The 20,212-nt window shown below is 43.2% G+C and carries 11 protein-coding genes and 3 pseudogenes; 13 read left to right on the forward strand and 1 reads right to left on the reverse strand.

What is annotated here, in order from left to right; genetic code table 11:
- The first annotated feature begins 1 nt into the window (after position 1).
- From ACZ8ZH_RS01345 to ACZ8ZH_RS01360, 4 genes are all read left to right on the forward strand, one after another.
- Positions 2–1,498, forward strand: a complete 1,497-nt coding sequence (locus ACZ8ZH_RS01345) for a UDP-N-acetylmuramoyl-L-alanyl-D-glutamate--2,6-diaminopimelate ligase (protein ID WP_119063246.1) — start codon at positions 2–4, stop codon at positions 1,496–1,498.
- Positions 1,499–1,507: 9 nt separating this feature from the next.
- Positions 1,508–2,917, forward strand: a complete 1,410-nt coding sequence (locus ACZ8ZH_RS01350; protein WP_119063245.1) for a UDP-N-acetylmuramoyl-tripeptide--D-alanyl-D-alanine ligase — start codon at positions 1,508–1,510, stop codon at positions 2,915–2,917.
- Positions 2,918–4,036, forward strand: coding sequence for a phospho-N-acetylmuramoyl-pentapeptide-transferase (mraY, locus tag ACZ8ZH_RS01355; RefSeq protein ID WP_058870423.1), 1,119 nt, complete (start codon positions 2,918–2,920; stop codon positions 4,034–4,036).
- A gap of 69 nt (positions 4,037–4,105) precedes the next feature.
- Positions 4,106–4,912: a putative RNA methyltransferase gene (locus ACZ8ZH_RS01360; protein ID WP_086209049.1), complete on the forward strand. Its 807-nt coding sequence runs from the start codon at positions 4,106–4,108 to the stop codon at positions 4,910–4,912.
- A gap of 39 nt (positions 4,913–4,951) precedes the next feature.
- Here the strand turns inward: ACZ8ZH_RS01360 and ponA are convergent.
- Positions 4,952–7,482: pseudogene (gene ponA, locus ACZ8ZH_RS01365) on the reverse strand (penicillin-binding protein PBP1a).
- Between the two features lie 164 nt (positions 7,483–7,646).
- Between ponA and ACZ8ZH_RS01370 the strand changes: the two are divergent.
- The 9 genes and pseudogenes from ACZ8ZH_RS01370 (at position 7,647) to gltB (ending at position 20,194) form a co-directional block, all read left to right on the forward strand.
- Positions 7,647–8,706: pseudogene (locus ACZ8ZH_RS01370) on the forward strand (pilus assembly protein PilM).
- A complete protein-coding gene (locus ACZ8ZH_RS01375; protein ID WP_086209046.1) occupies positions 8,706–9,362 on the forward strand; it encodes a PilN domain-containing protein in 657 nt (218 codons plus the stop codon). Before ACZ8ZH_RS01370 ends, ACZ8ZH_RS01375 begins: the two are co-directional and overlap by 1 nt.
- Positions 9,359–10,117 (forward strand): type IV pilus inner membrane component PilO, encoded by a 759-nt coding sequence (locus ACZ8ZH_RS01380; protein WP_086209045.1) that lies wholly within the window; start codon positions 9,359–9,361, stop codon positions 10,115–10,117. Before ACZ8ZH_RS01375 ends, ACZ8ZH_RS01380 begins: the two co-directional genes overlap by 4 nt.
- Complete coding sequence (locus ACZ8ZH_RS01385; protein WP_086209044.1) at positions 10,117–10,644, forward strand: pilus assembly protein PilP; 528 nt, start codon at positions 10,117–10,119, stop codon at positions 10,642–10,644. The genes ACZ8ZH_RS01380 and ACZ8ZH_RS01385 overlap by 1 nt, the downstream gene beginning before the upstream one ends.
- A gap of 19 nt (positions 10,645–10,663) precedes the next feature.
- Positions 10,664–12,740: pseudogene (gene pilQ / locus ACZ8ZH_RS01390) on the forward strand (type IV pilus secretin PilQ).
- Between the two features lie 37 nt (positions 12,741–12,777).
- The gene (aroK, locus tag ACZ8ZH_RS01395) at positions 12,778–13,311 is read left to right on the forward strand and encodes a shikimate kinase AroK (protein ID WP_086209042.1); all 534 of its coding nucleotides are present in this window, start codon (positions 12,778–12,780) and stop codon (positions 13,309–13,311) included.
- Between the two features lie 30 nt (positions 13,312–13,341).
- Positions 13,342–14,427 carry a 3-dehydroquinate synthase gene (gene aroB, locus ACZ8ZH_RS01400; protein WP_119063243.1) on the forward strand — a complete coding sequence of 362 codons (1,086 nt, stop codon included), beginning with the start codon at positions 13,342–13,344 and terminating at the stop codon, positions 14,425–14,427.
- A 7-nt stretch (positions 14,428–14,434) separates the two neighbouring features.
- Positions 14,435–15,271 (forward strand): hypothetical protein, encoded by an 837-nt coding sequence (locus tag ACZ8ZH_RS01405; RefSeq protein ID WP_110974171.1) that lies wholly within the window; start codon positions 14,435–14,437, stop codon positions 15,269–15,271.
- A 447-nt stretch (positions 15,272–15,718) separates the two neighbouring features.
- Positions 15,719–20,194 (forward strand): glutamate synthase large subunit, encoded by a 4,476-nt coding sequence (gltB, locus tag ACZ8ZH_RS01410; RefSeq protein ID WP_171405787.1) that lies wholly within the window; start codon positions 15,719–15,721, stop codon positions 20,192–20,194.
- Positions 20,195–20,212: the final 18 nt, after the last annotated feature.

Here is a 20,212-nt window from a genome sequence, read left to right on the forward strand (position 1 = left end):
AATGTCTATTACATTTCAACAACTCTACACCGTTAACTCAACTGCTGAATGGATGACGCAGCCATTTCAGGGTTTTGTTCTTGATAGTCGTAAAGTACAGGCAGGACAAATCTTTATTGCCCTGACCTCGTTCTCACAACCTGAAAAGACAGCTCAATTTGCACAAACGGCCTTAGACAAAGGTGCCTTGGCGGTGGTGAGTGAAATTGAACTCGGGCTTGAAAACAGCATTGTAGTGCCGAATGTGCGTCACCTCATGGGAGAGTGGCAGAAACGATATTTGTTGACGTGTCATCCTTTTACGCCTGCGCGGATTTTAGCGGTCACGGGAACCAATGGTAAAACCACGATTTCTCGTTTGGTTGCAGAACTGTTGATGCTCCAAGGCAAATCATGTGCGGTGATGGGAACCACAGGCAATGGTATTTTGCCGAATCTAGAAGCCTCTTCACATACCACATTAGATGCTGTGCATTTACAAAATGCGCTATATACCTATGCGACTCAAGGTGCGGAATTTGCTTCTATTGAGGCTTCTTCACATGGTTTAGAGCAAGGCCGTTTAGCGGGTTGTGAAATTGAAATTGCAGCCTATAGCAATTTAAGTCGTGACCATTTGGACTATCACGGCACACTTGAGGCTTATGCCGAAGCCAAATCTCGCTTGTTTCAATTTCCATCATTGAAGGTCGCTGTGATCAATCTGGATGATGAGCACGCTGGGGTCATGATGCAAGCCGCACAAAATAATCCAGCTCAACCAAAAATATTGACTTACTCAACTACCCAGCCTGCCGATTATCAGGTGAAGAATATTCAATATAGCCTGACAGGTGCAAATTTTAGCTTGTGTACGGAATATGCTGAATATCACATACAAAACTCATTACTCGGTCATTTTAATATTGAAAATTTGGTCGCAAGTTTAATTGTGGTGGAACAAGCAGGGTTCGATCTGACCACTGTTGTTGCAACAACAGCACAGCTCGAAGGTGCACCAGGCCGTATGCAAGTGATTCGAGATGATGAGCGTTTGTTCGTGGTTGATTATGCACATACGCCTGATGCTCTGGTGCAAGTTTTAAGCACGTTGAAGCGTCATGTAGAACACCAGCTTTGGGCCGTATTTGGCTGTGGTGGAGACCGTGATCGCGGTAAACGCCCACTCATGACCCAAGCTGCATTAAATGGGGCAGATGTGGTGATGTTAACTTCAGATAATCCACGTACCGAAGATCCTGAGCAAATTTTTTCAGATATGAAAGCAGGCATTGATTTTGCAGATCGCGTGGTGCATGAAATCCGTGATCGTCGTGAGGCAATTAAATTTGCCGTTCAGCATGCCAAAGCGGGTGATATTGTGGTTATTGCAGGCAAGGGTCATGAAAATTATCAAGAAATAGAGGGGGTACGCCATTGGTTTGATGATGTCGTTGAAGTCCAGTCAGCCATTGATACCCAAACCCACACTACAGATTCTGCTTACCCTGCACACTAAGGAAGTCGTATGCATACCTCTACAACAAGCACAGTGCCTTTAATGCCATGGACAGCAGCACAATTGGTCGAAGCAACCCAAGGTTATTGGTTGAACGACAAAGCACCCAATACGGAGATTAAGCGTATTTTGACGGATTCACGTCATGCAGAAGTGGGTGATGCATTTTTGGCACTCAAAGGTGAGCGTTTTGATGCGCATACTTTTATTGCACATGTTACTGAACAAGGTTGCCAAGTTGCCATTGTGAGCCAGCCTATTGATGCAGAGATTTGCCAGTTGGTGGTACCTGATACGCGTTTGGCACTGGGGCAGCTAGGAGCTTACCGCCGTGCACAGTATCCACAGTTAAAAGTGATTGCGCTGACGGGCAGTAGTGGTAAGACCACCACCAAAGAAATGCTAGGCAGTATTTTGTCACGTATAGCACCCACCTTGGTGACACGAGGCAATCTGAATAATGACTTGGGTGTACCAGTCATGTTGCTTGAGCTTCGCCCTGAACATCAATATGCGGTGATGGAGCTAGGGGCAAGTCATCAAGGTGAAATTGATTATACTTCGAACTTGGTCCAACCTTTGGTTGCAGGCATTATCAATATTGGTACAGCACACTTGGGTGAATTCGGTGGACGCGATGGTATCTGCCGTGCCAAGTCTGAGATTTATGCGCATATTACTGCAAATGGTACAGCGATTGTTCCTGCGGCCGATGACTTTGCCGATAGCATTCGCCAAGCTGTACAAACTGAACAGGTGCTCAGTTTTGGTCAAGGTGGTGACATTTTTGCCACTGAGATTGAATTACATGCACAATCGGCAACCTTTAGCCTAAACACACCTCAAGGGGTGCGTCAGGTGGATTTGCCGTTTGCTGGGGAACATAATGTTCAAAATGCAACTGCTGCGGCCGCTTTTGCCTTGGCAATTGGTATTGCTTTAGATGATATTGTACTGGGTTTAGAGCAAGCGGTCGGGGCGAAGGGGCGTTTAAACTTTATTCAACAGGGTGCGCATCTGTTTATTGATGATACCTATAATGCCAATCCAACCTCTATGCGTGCTGCTGCCGAAGTACTTGCACAGCAAGATGGTATTCGTGTGATGGTGACGGGTGATATCGGTGAGCTAGGCAGTGCTGCGGCACAGCAACACTATATGTTGGGACGTGATTTGGTTTCGGTGAAAGGGCTGAATTTCGTCGTTGCTGTAGGTGAGTTTGCACCTGCTGCACAAGAAGGTGCACGCAGCACTCAATATGGTAAAAAAATGCAGGCTTTTTTAACTCAAGAGCAGGCATTGCCTTTTTTACATAGTTTAATTGAAACACATCAACCCCAGTCAATGAGTTTCCTCTTTAAAGGTTCTCGTTATACCCATATGGAAACGTTGATGGCTGATTTGATGGAGAAACTCTAAATGTTGTTATGGTTATTTGAACAACTGGCGGGCTACCATAGCTCGTTTCAGGTGGTTCGTTATTTGACATTGCGTTCTTTGCTCAGTGTTTTAACCGCACTGACCATTGGTCTAGTGCTCGGTCCTGTGATGATTCGCAAGTTGCAAGCACTCAAATATGGTCAAGCCGTGAGTTCATATGCTCCTGAAAATCATGCCAAAAAAATGGGCACACCAACTATGGGTGGTGTGTTGATTTTAATGTCGATTGGTATTTCAACACTGTTGTGGGCAGATTTATCCAATCCGTATGTGTGGATCGTCTTGGCAGTGATGGTGATTTTTGGTGCCGTGGGTTGGGCCGATGACTGGATCAAGATTCGCTATAAAGACAATGCGGGTTTACCTGCACGTAAAAAATTCTTTTGGACATCAGTTGCGTCATTAGGGGCAGGTATTGCACTGTATGTGATTGCACAGCAACAGACCAATCCTGTGCATACTGCAAATATGCTGGATTTGCTGATCCCGTTTTTTAAAGATTTAAGTATTCCTTTGTCGGTGATTCCACTGGGGATTGGTTTTATCATTTTCACCTATTTGGTGATTAATGGTGCTTCTAATGCTGTAAACCTCACTGATGGTTTGGACGGTTTAGCAATTATGCCCGTGGTGTTGGTTGCTGCGGGTCTGGGGGTATTTGCTTATTTGGCTGGCGATGTGCGGTTTGCCAATTATTTACATATTCCTTATGTGCGCTTTGCTTCAGAGTTGGTAGTGATTTGTGCTGCGATGATTGGTGCAGGTTTAGCTTTCCTTTGGTTTAATGCACATCCTGCACAGGTCTTCATGGGTGATGTGGGTGCATTATCATTGGGTGCAATGCTCGGTACAATCGCTGTAATGGTTCGTCAGGAAATTGTCTTTGCCATTATGGCTGGTGTGTTCTTGGTGGAAGCCATTTCAGTCTTCTTACAAATTGGTTCACTCAGAATGCGCAATAAGCGGGTATTTCTGATGGCACCTTTACACCATCATTATGAGAAAAAAGGCTGGCGTGAAACTCAAGTGGTGATTCGCTTCTGGATTATCACAATTATGCTGGTAGTTTTAGGGCTAATGACCTTAAAATTGCGCTAAGCAAAAGGATGAAAACAGTCGGCATTTGCCGGCTTTTTTTATGCCTGAGGTAATGTCTTGGAGAAAATAATGAATCTGCTCATGTGTCCTGTGTGTCGTGAGGCTTTAACTTTAAACGAAAGAACATGGCGCTGTGCGAATTCACATAGTTATGATGTGGCAAAACAAGGCTACGTCAATCTGCATGTCGTACAACACAAGCACAGTAAGAACCCGGGGGATACACCAGCGTCTGTACAAGCACGCCGTGCATTTTTAAGTGCAGGGTATTATGCACCTTTACAGCAAGCCGTGGTGAACAAAGTACGCGAGCTTCGGATTGAAAACTTACTGGATATTGGTTGTGGTGAAGGTTATTACACAGACGCGATGCAGGCAGAAGTGCTGCAATGTGTTGGTGTTGATATTGCGAAAAATGCAGTGCAAGTGGCTGCGAAAATCAATAAAAATATCACGTGGGTGGTGGGTACTGGGGCGACCTTACCTGTACTGGATCAGTCAATTGATTTATGTAGCAGTTTATTTAGTCCGATTCCAAAACAGGAAATTTTAAGGGTGCTCAAGCCACAAGGATACTTGTTGGTGGTGACGCCTGCGTCTCAGCATCTATATGCAATGCGTGAGGCCTTGTTTGAAGAGGTCAAGCCGCATGAACCAAGCAAATTTGTAGAACAGTTGAGTGATGTGTTTGACTTGGTGAGTGATGATGTGGTTGATGCTGAATTTAAGCTTAATCAGCAGGACTTAAAAAACCTGATTGCGATGACGCCTTATGCCTATAAGGCAAAATCAGAGCGCCGTGAAGCTTTGGAGGCGCAAACAGCTTTTGAGTTACACGCCCAGTATCAAATTTTACTGTTTCAGAAAAAAGCATGAGTATAAAAAAGCCCGCAATCTAATCTGCGGGCATTTTTATTATTGGACTTGATCAATCAAATGATCGAGTGCATCGGCTTTCGGTTTGGGTTGTTCTTTGGGTGGCGTTTGCATGGTTGGCGGAGCACTGTTCTGTGGAACCAGTGTTTCCTCTTCACCCGGTAAATCATCAAAGTCTCGTTCAGGAGAACGCGGCACCACCACTGGTGCAGGTCGATACAAGGGCTGTGCTAAAGGCGGGGTCGGGCCTAAATTACTTTGAACAGCTCCTTTTTGATGGCGCTGAACTGGTGCTTTGGCTTTGGCGTCCAGTTGAACCCAAGAAGAAGGTGTACCTTGTAAGGCTTTAGCCATAAAGTCTGTCCAAATTGGCAAGGCAGCTACACCACCGTATTCACGGCGTCCTAAAGTCGTCGGTTGATCGAAACCGACCCATGCCACAGTTACCAATTTACTATTAAAGCCTGCAAACCAAGCATCTTTCGCATCATTGGTGGTTCCTGTTTTCCCCCTAAATCATCCCGCCCAATGCGTAGAGCAGCACGACCTGTACCATGTTGAATCACGTCTTTTAAAATATTGGCCATATCATAAGCAGAGCTGGATTTTAAAATACGTTGTGCTTGGCGATAGTCACTATTGATCTCCACTGGATTCGCTGATTTTTCAGCAGAGTTTAGATCTTGGTTGGTGACTTCAATCACTTCATCATCAGGTGTTATGGTCTCAGCAGATTGAGGGTTTGATTCTTGTTGAGAAATACAACTGATACATGCATATTCAGGGTTGTTCTGATAAATGATTTTGCCATAAGCATCTTCAATACGATTGATGAAGTGTGGTTGAATGCGATAACCACCATTGGCAAAGGTTGAGTAACCTGTAGCCATTTGAATTGGTAAAACCTGAGGTGTTCCGAGTGCAATTGTATAGTTGCGTGGAATCTGTTCATCGGTTAAGCCGAAGTCCATGAATAATTGGCGTGTCCGCTCAATCCCCACTGTTTGTAAGAGTCGAACAGAAACGGTATTCCGCGATAAATACAATGCACGACGCAGGGGAATCATACCCAAATAGCGACCATCAGCATTACGCGGTGACCATTTCCCGATAGTGATCGGACTGTCATTGACCATGCTATACGGTGTCATACCGCGTTCTAAAGCGAGTGCGTAAACAAAGGGTTTAATAATTGAACCGGGTTGGCGCCAACCTTGTGTGGTTCGGTTAAATTTAGACTGATAAAAGTTATAACCACCGACCAGCGCTTCTACAGCCCCATTGTTTGGGTTCAGTGCAATCAGCTGGCCCTGAACTTTAGGTAGTTGCACCAAAGCCCATGAGGTTTTGTTGTCATTGGGGCGCAGGCGTACAATGTCTTTCACTTGAACAATTTGGGATGCTCTTGATGGTGCACCACCTACCGCATTCGCATTGCGATAAGGGCGTGTCCAAGACATACCAGACCATGGCACTGTTACTGTTGAGCCATCTTGCATTAAGGCATCAAAACTATTTTGATTGACACGGGTGACTTCGGCAGGGAAGGTGTTGGCAAACGCACTAAAGTTACTTAAAGGTTTGTCATGAGCTTCTGCACCACGCCAGCCATGACGACGGTCATAGGCTTCTAAACCATCTTGCACCGCTTGTTCAGCATAGGCTTGGCGTTCACTGTTGATGGTGGTGTAAACCTTATAACCAGAGTCAATGGCATGCTCGCCAAACTTTTCAATCAGTTCGCTACGGACCATTTCACCGATGTAGGGAAATCGGTTACTTACCCCGCGATCAGGCATATCGAGGTTAATCGGTTCTGCAATGCCTTTTTCATATTGGCTTTGATTGATGTAGCCGAGTTGGAGCATGCGACCCAAAATCCAGTTACGACGTTCTAAAGCACGTTCTGGGTTGACCACTGGATTGTATTTCGAGGGCGCTTTAGGCAGACCTGCAATCATCGCCATTTGTGCGATGCTAAGCTCATCTAAGTTTTTGTTGTAGTAAATTTTAGCTGCCGCTGCGATACCGTAGGCATTTTTACCCAAGAAAATTTTGTTGACATAGAGGGTTAAGATTTCCTCTTTCGTCAAATTCTGTTCAATTTTTCGTGCCAGAAAAACCTCAGTCAATTTACGTTTTAATGTGCGCTCGGGACTGAGATAATAGTTTTTCGCTACTTGCATGGTGATGGTCGAACCACCCGTTTGTACATTTGAGCCTGTAATGCTCTCACTCACAGCACGGCCTAAACCTTTAAAGCTAATGCCACTATGTTCAAAAAAGGAAGAATCTTCCGCCGCTAAAAAGGCATGAATAAAACTTTGTGGGATCTGATCGTAATCAACGGGTACAGATAGCTTGCCACCATATTCCGAAATGAGTTGGTTATCCGCACTATAAACCTGTAAAGGTTTTAGTAATGGTGCCTTTTTTAGAGTTGTCATTTGCGGCAAAGATGGGGCAATATAGAGATACATGCCATAAAAACCCATTGGAATTGAGACCAACATTATAATAATGATCAAAAAAAATGGATGAACACGGCCCGAACAAGATAGCTTTTTCATAACAAGTAAGTTTTAATAAGAGCTAATGGCAAACTAATTAGCGGTCAGTATATCCTGTACACATACGGAATGTTAGATGAGTTATTGTATCCGTATAAAAATATAGACGTAGACTAATTAGTGGGTTACTTTTTTGGGGATAAAAAAATAATAGGAATGATATTGTGCTCAGGTTATATCGTAAGCCAAGTAAGGGGTTAATAGGAGTAGATATTAGTTCGACTTCTGTTAAGGTTTTGGAACTTTCTGTTAAAAACAATCGGTATTGGGTGGAGAGCTATGCGCTTGTCCCTTTACCAGAAGGAAGTGTGGTCGAAAAAAATATATTGAATCCAGAAGCAGTTGGTGATGCCCTTGAGCGTGCGGTAAATTTGGCCAATGTCCAATCCACTGATGTCGCGTTGGCTGTTCCGACCTCCATGGTGATTACTAAAATCATTGAAATGGATGCCGATATGAACGATGACGAACGTGAAATTCAGATTCGTGATGATGCTGAGCAATATATTCCATTCCCATTAGATGAAGCGAGTTTGGACTTTGAAGTTCTTCCAGACCGTTTGGCCAATCCCAATCGTGTCAATGTACTCCTTGTTGCAACACGCATTGAGAATGTTGAAGCACGTGCTGAAGCATTAGAGCTTGCGGGTTTGACACCGAAGATTGCCGATGTTGAAAGTTTTGCCATAGAAAATGCATTTAAGGTCTTTTCTGACACTCTACCGATGGGTGTGAATACAGTTGGTATTTTAGATATTGGTCACACCATGACCACTCTCTCTGTCATGCGAAACAATAAAGTGATTTATACACGTGAGCAGGTCTTCGGGGGGAAACAATTGACCCAAGAAATTCAAAACCGTTATGGTTTGTCTTTTGAAGAAGCTGGGCGCGCCAAAAAAAGTCGTACATTACCTGATGATTATGACATTGAAGTACTTGAGCCTTTTCTTGAGGCTGTGGTACAGCAAGCTGCACGTTCTTTACAGTTCTTCTTTTCATCTTCTCAATTCAATGAGATCGACCATATTTTATTGGCAGGGGGGAATGCCAATATCCCAGGACTGGCGAAATTATTACAACAAAAATTAGGTTATCGGGTCACCATTGCCAACCCATTTTTACGAGATGGGCTTTTCTCCACAAATCGACATTAAAAAAATTGAAAATGATGCTTCATCACTCATGGTGGCATGTGGATTGGCATTGAGGAGTTTTGATTAATGGCAAAAATAAATTTACTCCCTTGGCGTGATGCGTTAAGAGAGAAACGAAAAAAAGAATTTATTGCTTACTGTATTGGGGCCGCATTTGTTGGGGTTTTAGCCGTTGCCTTAGCTTGGTTTTATTATGGTCAAAAACTTGAAGACCAAGAGCAAGCCAATCAGTTGGTGATGAGTACTAATCAAAACTTAGATGTGCAATTAAAGTCATTGGAAGGTCTACAAGAACAGCGTAATGCAATTGTAGAGCGAATGAAGTTGATTCAAGGTTTACAAGGTCAACGCCCTGTAGCAGTTCGCTTAGTCGATGAAATGGTACGTGTCACCCCAAGTAATATGTATATTACTAAATTTTCTCGTACTGGGGATAAATTCACCATTGAGGGCAAGGCTGAAAGTCCAAATACGGTGGCTGAATTCTTACGTAACCTAGAGGCGTCTGCTTGGTATCGAAATGCATTCATGAATTCGTTCTTGGCTGTTGATGAGAAGAAAGATAAGGCGCCAAGTTCAATTGTGCCACGTGTGGAAGAGGGGTATGGCACATTTGTGGTTACAGCAGATTTGGGTGAGATTGCTCAGCCAGTTGCAACCGATGAAACCGCACCAGAACAGGCAAATGCAGTGAATAATTCAACAGCGGGGGCAGCACAATGAGTCGCGATGAATTTGAAGAATTAACACCAGAAAGCCATGCTGCGCCAAAGAAAAAGATGACTGTTGATAAGTTTTTTCAGCAGTTTAACACGCTGGATCCGAATAATTATGGAAGTTGGCCATTCTCAGTCAAGCTGACTTGCTGGATTTTTATTATTTTACTGATTTGTGCTTTTGGTTATTTTGTTGCGATCAAGCCTAAACTTGATGCAATATCTAATGCGCGAGCACAAGAGCAAAATTTACTGAATGAATTTCGCGAAAAAGATTCAAAATTACGTAATTTACAACAATATCAAGCACAGCTTCAGGAGATGGAAGCGAATTTCAATCAGCAGTTAGAACAACTGCCGAAAGAAACCGAAATCCCAGGTTTGGTTGAAGATATTAATGTCAGTGGTGTAAATTCAGGTCTTAAATTTAAAAATATTCGTTTAGAGCCTGAAGTTCGCCAAGAATTCTTTATAGAACAACCGATCTCAATTGAAGCGACGGGTGATTATCATTCCTTTGGCTCATTTGTTAGTGGGATCGCTGCTTTACCTCGTATTGTGACTTTGCATGATTTTGATATCTCGGCATCAAGTGTTAATGATAAAAAGACCGATATTCCGCAAATTTCATATAGTGTAAAAGCTAAAACCTATCGTTATGTAGGAGCGACAGAAACTACAGATGTAGATGTAAAGGCTAAAAAAAATGATAAGAAAGTAGCAAAGAATGATGCGAAAGCTGACGCAGGAGGTACTAAGTAATGAAATATCAAAAACTCTTCCTGAGTCTCTGCATAGGGCTATTTGTTGTTGGTTGTGACTCACGTATCGATGCGGTCAATATGCAAATGGCAGAAATTCGCAATCAACCTCCTTTAGCGATTGATCCTGCGCCAAGCTTTCCTCCAGTGCCTACGTTTAATTATGCTGCACATCAATTAAAGAGTCCATTTATGCCAAGCTCTTTGGCCGCTGAATTGAAAATTATGGCTGGAAAGCGGGTTTATCCAAATTTGTCTCGTCAATTACAGCCTTTAGAAAGTTATGCGATTGAAACGCTCAATATGAAGGGAAGTATGCGTGGTCAAAATGGACAAATTTTGGCGCTGATTCAAACGCCAGATGGGGAAATTGAGCGTGTACAACGTGGAAGTTATTTGGGGATGAATCATGGTCGCGTGATCAATATCACCGCAACGCAGATTGATTTGGTTGAAATTATTCCAGATGGGCGTGAGGGTTATGTCGAGCGCCCAAGAAGCCTAGTGTTAATTGGGCCGACGCCTTAAAAAAGGAAAAGGAATAAAAATGAAAAATAGTGTTAGAGATTCTATATTTGGGGATGGCAATACGATGAACCATATGTTCCGTCAGTTTTCAATGGGTGCAATTGCAATAGCGGTCATGCAGGTTGCAAATGCGCAAGTGAGTATTACCAATATTGTCCCGATGCAAATTCCAGGACAGGGAACCGAAATTCGTGTCATGTTTAACGGATTGCCACCCCAACCACAAGCATATCAACTAGAACAGCCATCTCGACTGGTATTAGACTTTGATAAAGCACAACAAAATTTGAAGCAAGGTAGCATTGCAGTTGCAACGACTGAGGCAAGTTCAGTAGATGTAACTTCAGATGCGCAACGTTCGCGTTTAACAGTGAACTTGGCAGATGCGGGTGCATTTACGACACGAGTTGAAGGTAATACTTTTATTTTAAAGATTAATTCGGCAAATCCGACTGCAGCAACGCCTATAGCAGCACCACGCTATGAACAAGGGATTTCAAATATTGGCTTTCAACGCGGTTCAGACGGTGAAGGTCAAGTTGTTATTGATTTAAAAGGTAATAACACTCCTGTCGATGTGAAGCAACAAGGCAGTAAAATTGTGGTGCGCGTTTTAGGGAATAAAATTCCTGCGCATTTATCACGTCGTTTGAATGTGAACGATTTTGCAACGCCTGTCTCAACGATTGATGCTCAAAATGATGGTTCAAATGGATTGATTACGATTCAATCTAATGGCAGTTTTGAATATATGGCTTATCAAGCAGAAGATAAGCTTACGATTAGTTTGAAGCGTCCTGAAGATAAGAACCCTCTGAAACCGAAAGCGCCAAGTGCATATACAGGTAAAAAGATCTCTTTAGATTTTCAAGATATTGAAGTGCGACGTGTGCTACAGCTATTGGCTGATTTTACGGGCATTAATATGGTGGCCTCGGATACGGTACAAGGCAATATTACCTTACGCCTGAAGGATGTACCTTGGGATCAGGCACTTGACATCATTATGAAAACCAAGAATTTGGATAAGCGACGTAATGGTAATGTAATTTGGATTGCGCCTGTAGCCGAATTGATTAAATCTGAGGAAGATGAAGCGAAAGCCATTGCACAGAACCTTAAACTTGCACCGATTCAAACAGATTATATTCAACTAAGCTATGCAAAAGCAGCAGATGTGTTGAAGCTGTTAGAAGATTCTCGTGATGGCAAAGGAAGCGTAGCAAACCATGCGGCAGGCACAGATTCTTTGGCGTTGGAAAGTTTGTTAAGTGCTCGTGGTAGTGCTGTTTCTGATTCTCGTACCAACACTTTAATTATCAATGATACGCAACAGAATATTGATAAAATTCGCCGTATGATTGATTTGCTTGATGTGGCGGTAAAGCAGGTGATGGTGGAAGCCCGTATTGTGACTGCGACTACAGATTTTTCTCGTGAGTTGGGGATTAAGTGGAGTGCAGAGAAGCTTGGTACTACAACTTGGGGCGGAGATTATCAGCCAAGTTTTGATTTAGGTGTAGATTTAACAACATCAACAGCTGGAACTTTTAGCTTTGGTCTATTAAAAATTTCTGATTATATGTTGAATCTCGAATTAACGGCACTACAGGCAGATGGACATGGTGAGGTTTTGTCTGCACCGAAAGTACTGACAGGGGATAAACAAAAAGCCTATATTTTAAGGGGTACAGAAATTCCATATCAAACGTGGAGTGCAACTGAAGGATTGGTAACTGAGTTCCGCGCAGCTAATTTAAAATTAGAAGTTACGCCAAGTATTACCCCTGATGGTAAAGTTCGAGATGGCATTGTTGGTGGAAAAAGACTCGGTTGGTGATATTACCAACGACGGTCTTGCAATTGACACCAGTGAATTGCAAACTAACGTACTTGTAGATGATGGCGAAACTGTAGTGCTTGGTGGTATTTTTGATGACACAAAGCGTAGTGACTATCAAAAAGTGCCATTCTTTGGGGATTTACCAGTAGTGGGTAATTTATTCAAGAGTAGTACTAAAACCACGATACAAACTGAGCTATTGATTTTTGTGACACCACGAATTGTTAATGACACTGTTTCAAGAAATCATTAATATATTTTCAATTTGAACAAATCTAAAAGGTGACTCCTTGCCAAGCAAAGAGTTTGAAACCCTACCAAATATTTATTTGGTAGGGCCTATGGGGGCAGGAAAAACAACTGTAGGACGACATTTAGCTGAACTGTTAGGGCGAGAGTTTCTTGATAGTGATCATGAGATTGAACGCAAAACAGGGGCAACGATTCCATGGATCTTTGAAAAAGAAGGTGAACTGGGTTTTCGTAGTCGTGAAACAGTTGTTATAGATGAGTTAACGTCTCGACCTAATTTGGTCTTGGCCACAGGGGGTGGGGCAGTAACTCAGGCTTCCAATCGCGCATTTTTAAAACAACGTGGTATTGTTGTTTATCTTTATACTCCTGTAGAAATTCAACTGCAACGAACCTATCGTGATAAAAATCGCCCACTGCTTCAAGTGGAGAATCCAGAACAAAAGTTACGTGACTTGTTGAACGTTCGTGATCCTTTATACCGTGAAGTTGCACACTATATTATAGAGACTAATCAAGGGGCTGCTCGTGATCTTGCGCAGCGTATTTTAAGCTTGATTCTTGTAAAGTAATTTTGATTCAGTTTTGAAGTGATTTGATCCATGCAAACCTTATATGTTGAACTTGGCGAACGCCGTTATCCGATTTTTATTGGTAGTGATCTAGATCCGAAAGCCTTGCTTGAGCCTTATATTCACGGTCGACAAGTGATGATTGTGAGTAATGAGACTGTTGCGCCGTTATATTTAGACCGTTATGTTACAGCGATTGAAGCGTTGGGAAAAACAGTAGCAACCTGTATTTTGCCTGATGGTGAAAAATATAAGAACATTGAGCACTTGAACCTGATTTTTGATGCATTACTAGAGTCAGGCTTTAATCGTGATTGTACGGTTTTAGCTTTGGGTGGCGGTGTGATCGGGGATATGGCTGGTTTTGCGTCGGCATGTTTTCAGCGCGGAGTTTACTTTATTCAGGTGCCAACCACACTTCTTTCGCAAGTCGATTCCAGTGTGGGTGGAAAAACAGGGATTAATCATCCACTCGGTAAAAATATGATTGGGGCTTTCCAACAGCCCCAAGTGGTTTTGGCAGATATGTCTCAGCTTAAAACATTACCACCACGTGAGTTATCTGCGGGTTTGGCTGAAGTCATTAAGTATGCGCTTTTAGGGGATGCTGATTTTCTCATCTGGCTAGAACAGCATATGGATGCGTTGGTGCAGGGCGATGAAGCTGCACTGGCAGAAGCTGTGTATCGTTCTTGCGCGCATAAAGCCCGTATCGTTGCAAATGATGAAAAAGAGCAAGGCGAAAGAGCTTTATTGAACCTAGGGCACACCTTTGGTCATGCGATTGAATCTTATCTGGGCTATGGTGAATGGTTACATGGTGAGGCGGTTGCGACAGGTATGGTGATGGCGGCGGATCTCTCTCAGCGTATGGGTTGGATCAGTGCTGAAGATGTACTACGTACAAAAAATATCATTCAACGTGCAAATTTACCGATAGTATGTCCGCAGATTCCCCTTGATGACTTCTTGGCATATATGGCACATGACAAAAAAGTACTTAATGGGCAACTTCGCTTAGTCTTGATGCAAGCTGTTGGACAGGCCATCATTACGAGAGCGTTTGATGTAGAATTGATGGAACAGGCGATTTTAGCCAACCAAGAACAGGCATAACCTTACTATGGCAACAACCCTTCGAACCAAGTGGCAGACAAAGCAAAATTATATTTGGCTTGCATTCGGAGGAGCGTGCTTGTTTGGCGCTTTGGTTTTTTGGGCAATCACAGATCAAAAAACTGTGGTTGAGGTGGAGAAGAAAGCAGAATCAGAAGTTGAGCTGCAAATTCAACCAGAGAAAGTCGCGACAACCGCACATTTAGGCTCATTCATTGATGAAGTAAAGCCTTTGGATATGACTACCCGTGTAGCCGTAGTTGCACAACATGAGGCTGAATTTCGTGGCAGCAAATTCATTCAGGAAAATAAAAAGAACAGCACAATTGAACTGTTTCGAGTATCAGAAGAAGCGATTATTAAGCGTTTTTTGCAAAGGCAATCTGATCGTCAAGCTTTTAGTTACTTAAGGTTGACGGGTGAAAACCAGATCGAACAATATGTTCTGCTCTATGGAGTTTATAAAAATGTGAGCGAAGCGAAAAATGCGCTGAGCGAATTAAAGCTAATTTTACCAAAATCGGTACAACCCAAAGTCGAAAAAATTGAAAGCTATGCAGAGTATGTCAATGACATGGGGGCTGATGAGCTTGGATTGAGTAATAAACTCTATGCAGTACAATTGAAACCAGCCGCTGTACCTGTAATTGATGAAGCAACCATAGCAGCACGTCAACAGGCAGCACGTGTTGCTACGCAAAATAACCAGTCTACCACCACAACGACGGTTACTCGTCGAGATGCAGAAGGCAATGTGGTTGATGTGCAGAAGTCGCAAAGTGCGGTGGATGGTGCGTCGCAAAATAAAACAATTGAGCCAGAAGTGACCGATCCATTTAATTAAAATTGGGTCATTATGGAGCAAAAAAGTTTCGCAACCCTTATATTGCATTAATTTGGTGCGATTAATTAGCCAAATCTTGAGCTTAATTTACAGTAAAAAACATAAACCTAAGAAAACTAAGGTGTTTAATGCTTGTATTAAATTATTGGCATAAAATTTGCTTTAATGGTGCATGAATTGAGTTGATGTCACTGTTTTGGCGCAAAAAAGATTCGATTTATGAGCGAAATAGTAGCGATCAAGCGCCTTAAAAAAGTGCGTGACTGTTGCATACATTTTTTCAATTAAGACATGCATAAAGATGAAAATCAGTCTATCTTGGGTATGAGGAAAAAATGCTGTACTTCAATCAGAATCTGAATATGAGTCAATTGAACGAATCGGCAAGAAGTAATTAGATTGTTAGACGCCCGACAGGGCCTGTAGAAAGAAGGGTACGCTATGCACATGCCATCGCCTAATACTGTAGCTCCCGCTCAAGGTTTATACCAACCGGATGAGTTTAAAGATAACTGTGGTTTTGGTTTAATTGCCCATATGCAGGGTGATGCAAGCCATGACCTTGTGAAGACTGCTATGCATAGTCTGAGCTGTATGACCCACCGTGGTGGTATTGCTGCAGATGGTAAGACAGGGGATGGTTGCGGTTTACTCTTAGCAATGCCAAAACAATTTTTCCGCGAAGAAGCGAAAAAACTCAGTGATATTACACTCAGTGAAGTTTTTGCTGTCGGTACGGTGTTTTTAAGCCTCGATCCAGCAATTGCAGCACATGCGAAACAAATTCTAAATAAAGAAATTGAATCTGAAGGCTGTCGAGTCTTGGCGTGGCGTGTAGTCCCGACCAATAACGATGCTTTGGGTTCGATTGCGATGCAGTCACTTCCTGCATTTGAACAAATTATTGTGAACTGCCCAATGGGTGTCTCTGAAGTTGAGTTTAACCGTAAACTCTTCTTGGCTCGTCGCCGTGCAGAACAGCAGCTAAGCAATGACCCATCATTTTATGTGACTACATTATGTTCAACAGTGATTAGCTATAAAGGCTTGATGATGCCTGAAGCGATTGCTGACTTCTATACAGATTTGGCAGATCCACGTCTTGAGTCGCATATTGTGGTGTTCCACCAACGTTTCTCGACCAATACTTTACCGCGTTGGCCTCTGGCTCAGCCATTCCGTTATCTGGCGCATAATGGTGAAATTAATACCATTACTGCGAACCGTAACTGGGCGATGGCGCGTACGCCGAAGTTTGAAAACCCATTATTGCCAGGTTTAACTGAACTCAACCCAATTGTGAACCGTACTGGTTCAGATTCTTCAAGCTTAGATAACATGCTTGAAATTCTTGTGGGTGGCGGTATGGACTTGTTCCGTGCATTGCGTATGTTGGTTCCGCCAGCATGGCAGAACGTTGAAACTTTAGATGCCGATTTACGTGCATTCTATGAGTTTAACTCGAAGCACATGGAAGCGTGGGATGGTCCTGCTGGTCTCGTGATCCAAGATGGTCGTCATGCAATTTGTATGTTGGACCGTAATGGTTTACGTCCAGCACGTTGGGTGATTACCAAAAATGGTTACATCACACTGGCATCTGAAATTGGTGTATGGGGTTACGAGCCTGAAGATGTGATTTCTAAAGGTCGTGTTGGTCCAGGTCAAATCTTAGTGATTGATACCTTCACAGGTAAAATGCTCGATACTAAAGATGTCAGCACGCATTTGAAAAAAATGCGTCCATATCGTGAATGGTTACGTGAAAACTCAGTTCGTGTACAAGGTAGTCCAGAGCTAGAAGAATATTTATGTGATCAAGGCTTAAAAGGTGATGACCTGAAAGCATCACAAAAAATGTTTATGGTGACCTTTGAAGAGCGTGACCAATTGCTTCGTCCAATCGCTGAAAGCGGTCAGGAAGCAGTGGGTTCAATGGGTGATGATACGCCAATGGCAGTTTTGTCTCGCCAAGTACGTCATGTGTCGGACTACTTCCGTCAACAGTTTGCTCAGGTCACCAACCCACCAATCGACCCATTGCGTGAATCAATTGTGATGTCATTGGAAACTTGTTTGGGGCGTGAACAGAACGTCTTTGAACAAGGTCCTGAGCATGCAGATCGTTTGATTATTTCAAGTCCAGTGTTGTCAAATTCGAAAATGCATCAAATCCGTACGTTAGGTCGTACAGGCTATGAAATTGCAGATATTGATTTAAATTATGCTGAATCTGAAGGTCTAGAAGCAGCGATTGCGCGTATCTGTGAAGAAGCAGCACAGGCAATTCGTGACGGTAAAACCTTATTGGTGTTGTCTGACAAGAAAATCCGCCAAGGTTTCTTACCTGCAAATGCGTTAATGGCAACAGGTGCTGTGCATCACTACTTAATTAATGTCGGTTTGCGTACGGATGCCAATATTATTGTTGAAACAGCATTGGCACGTGATCCGCATCAATTTGCGGTTATTCTAGGCTTTGGTGCGACAGCAATTTATCCTTACCTTGCTTATGATGTGATCAATGACTTGGTTGCAAAAGGTGAGCTATTGGGTGACCCAATCCAAGCACAAGTGAATTTCCGTAAAGGCATTGAAAAGGGCTTGTTAAAAGTGCTTTCAAAAATGGGGATTTCTACGGTTGCCTCTTACCGTGGTGGTCAACTATTTGAAGCGGTGGGTCTGTCTGAAGAAGTGGTTTCAAAATGCTTCACTGGTGTACCGAGCCGTATCAAAGGTGCAACCTTTGTTGATCTGGAAAATGATCAGAAGAAATTGGCTGAAACTGCATGGAAAACACGTAAACCAATTGATCAAGGTGGTTTGCTGAAATTTGTCTTTGACAAGGAATACCATGCATTCAACCCAGATGTGATCAATGCTTTGCATAAATCAGTGCGTTCTGGTCAATATGCAGATTTTAAAGAATATGCTGAATTGGTGAATAATCGCCCAGTGGCGACAATTCGCGATTTGTTAAAGTTAAAAACAGACAACTCGATTGCTCTAGATCAAGTCGAGTCTGTAGAAGCGATTTTACCGCGCTTTGACTCTGCTGGCATGTCTTTGGGGGCATTGTCTCCAGAAGCACACGAAGCGATAGCGATAGCGATGAATACCATTGGTGGTCGTTCAAACTCTGGTGAGGGCGGTGAAGATCCAGCGCGTTATGGCACCATTCGTAACTCGAAAATCAAACAGATTGCTTCAGGTCGTTTTGGTGTAACGCCTGCGTATTTAACCTCTGCTGAAGTCTTGCAGATTAAAGTAGCGCAAGGGGCGAAACCGGGTGAAGGTGGTCAATTGCCAGGGGGTAAAGTGAATGGCTTAATTGCACGTTTACGTTATTCGGTACCGGGTGTGACCTTAATTTCTCCTCCGCCGCACCATGATATTTATTCAATTGAAGATTTGTCGCAATTGATCTTTGACTTAAAACAAGTCAATCCTCAAGCGATGGTCTCAGTGAAATTAGTATCTGAGCCGGGTGTGGGTACTATTGCTGCAGGTGTGGCAAAAGCTTATGCCGACTTCATTACTATTTCAGGTTATGACGGTGGTACAGCAGCATCGCCATTGTCTTCAATTCACCATGCGGGTTCTCCTTGGGAGTTGGGGCTTTCTGAAGCGCATCAAGCACTTCGTGTCAATGACCTACGTGGTAAAGTCCGTGTTCAAACGGATGGTGGTTTGAAAACAGGTCTGGATGTGGTGAAAGCAGCTATTTTAGGTGCAGAAAGCTTTGGTTTTGGTTCAACGCCAATGATTGCTTTAGGTTGTAAATACCTGCGTATTTGTCACCTGAATAACTGTGCAACAGGTGTTGCAACTCAACAAGATCATTTACGCCAAGAACATTATATTGGTGAGCCACAAATGCTCATTAATTTCTTCACGTTTATTGCTGAAGAAACACGTGAGTGGTTGGCAGCGTTGGGTGTTTCGAGCTTAAAAGACTTGATTGGTCGTACAGATTTGCTTGAAATGCTTCCAGGTGAAACTGAAAAGCATGCACACCTTGATTTGAGCGCATTACTGGAGTCGCATCCTTCTGCACAAGGTAAGGCTCAGTACTGTGAAGTTGAAGGTAATGCACCGTTTGACAAAGGTTTACTGGCTGAGCAAATGATTGCTGAAATGTTGCCAGCCATTGAAGCAGGAACCACAGGTGAATATCATTTCAGCATTGGTAACTGTGATCGTTCAATTGGAGCACGTATTTCAGGTGAGATTGCGCGTCGTTATGGCAACCTCAGCATGGAAGCACATCCTGTTAAGCTGAATTTAGTGGGTACTGCGGGCCAATCTCTTGGCGTTTGGAATGCGGGTGGTTTGCACATTCGTTTAGAGGGTGATGCGAACGACTACGTGGGCAAAGGCATGGCGGGTGGTCGTGTGTCGATTTTCCCACCAAAAGGTTCACCTTTCCAAACCCAAGAAACAGCAATCATTGGTAATACCTGTTTGTATGGTGCAACGGGTGGTAAGTTGTTCGCGGCGGGTACGGCAGGTGAACGTTTCGCAGTGCGTAACTCAGGTGCCTTTGCTGTGATTGAAGGTGCGGGCGATCACTGCTGTGAATATATGACAGGTGGTATCGTGACTGTACTTGGTAAAGTAGGTCACAACTTCGGTGCAGGGATGACAGGTGGTTTTGCTTACGTTCTTGACCTTGATAATGACTTCGTTGATCATTACAACCACGAGCTGATTGAGCTGAATCGTATCTCGACTGAGTCGATGGAAGAACATAAAGAGTTCTTAAGCCGTATCTTAGATGAACACATTGCTGAGACTGGTAGTGCTTGGGCGTACAAGATCCGTAACGAGTTTGATTTCTACAGTCGTAAATTCTGGTTGGTGAAACCAAAAGCTGCCAACTTACAGACGTTGTTGAAAACGACTCAAGCTGATCCACAATAATTCCACTACTGCTGATAC

It is taken from the genome of Acinetobacter sp. SW-226 (assembly GCF_055632855.1).

Coding starts and splice junctions, on each gene's coding strand:
- ACZ8ZH_RS01345 (WP_119063246.1), top strand. CDS start 2: ATGTCTATTACATTTCAACAACTCTACACCGTTAACTCAACTGCTGAA.
- aroB (WP_119063243.1), top strand. CDS start 13,342: ATGCAAACCTTATATGTTGAACTTGGCGAACGCCGTTATCCGATTTTT.
- mraY (WP_058870423.1), top strand. CDS start 2,918: ATGTTGTTATGGTTATTTGAACAACTGGCGGGCTACCATAGCTCGTTT.
- ACZ8ZH_RS01380 (WP_086209045.1), top strand. CDS start 9,359: ATGAGTCGCGATGAATTTGAAGAATTAACACCAGAAAGCCATGCTGCG.
- ACZ8ZH_RS01375 (WP_086209046.1), top strand. CDS start 8,706: ATGGCAAAAATAAATTTACTCCCTTGGCGTGATGCGTTAAGAGAGAAA.
- ACZ8ZH_RS01350 (WP_119063245.1), top strand. CDS start 1,508: ATGCATACCTCTACAACAAGCACAGTGCCTTTAATGCCATGGACAGCA.
- ACZ8ZH_RS01385 (WP_086209044.1), top strand. CDS start 10,117: ATGAAATATCAAAAACTCTTCCTGAGTCTCTGCATAGGGCTATTTGTT.
- gltB (WP_171405787.1), top strand. CDS start 15,719: ATGCCATCGCCTAATACTGTAGCTCCCGCTCAAGGTTTATACCAACCG.
- ACZ8ZH_RS01360 (WP_086209049.1), top strand. CDS start 4,106: ATGAATCTGCTCATGTGTCCTGTGTGTCGTGAGGCTTTAACTTTAAAC.
- ACZ8ZH_RS01405 (WP_110974171.1), top strand. CDS start 14,435: ATGGCAACAACCCTTCGAACCAAGTGGCAGACAAAGCAAAATTATATT.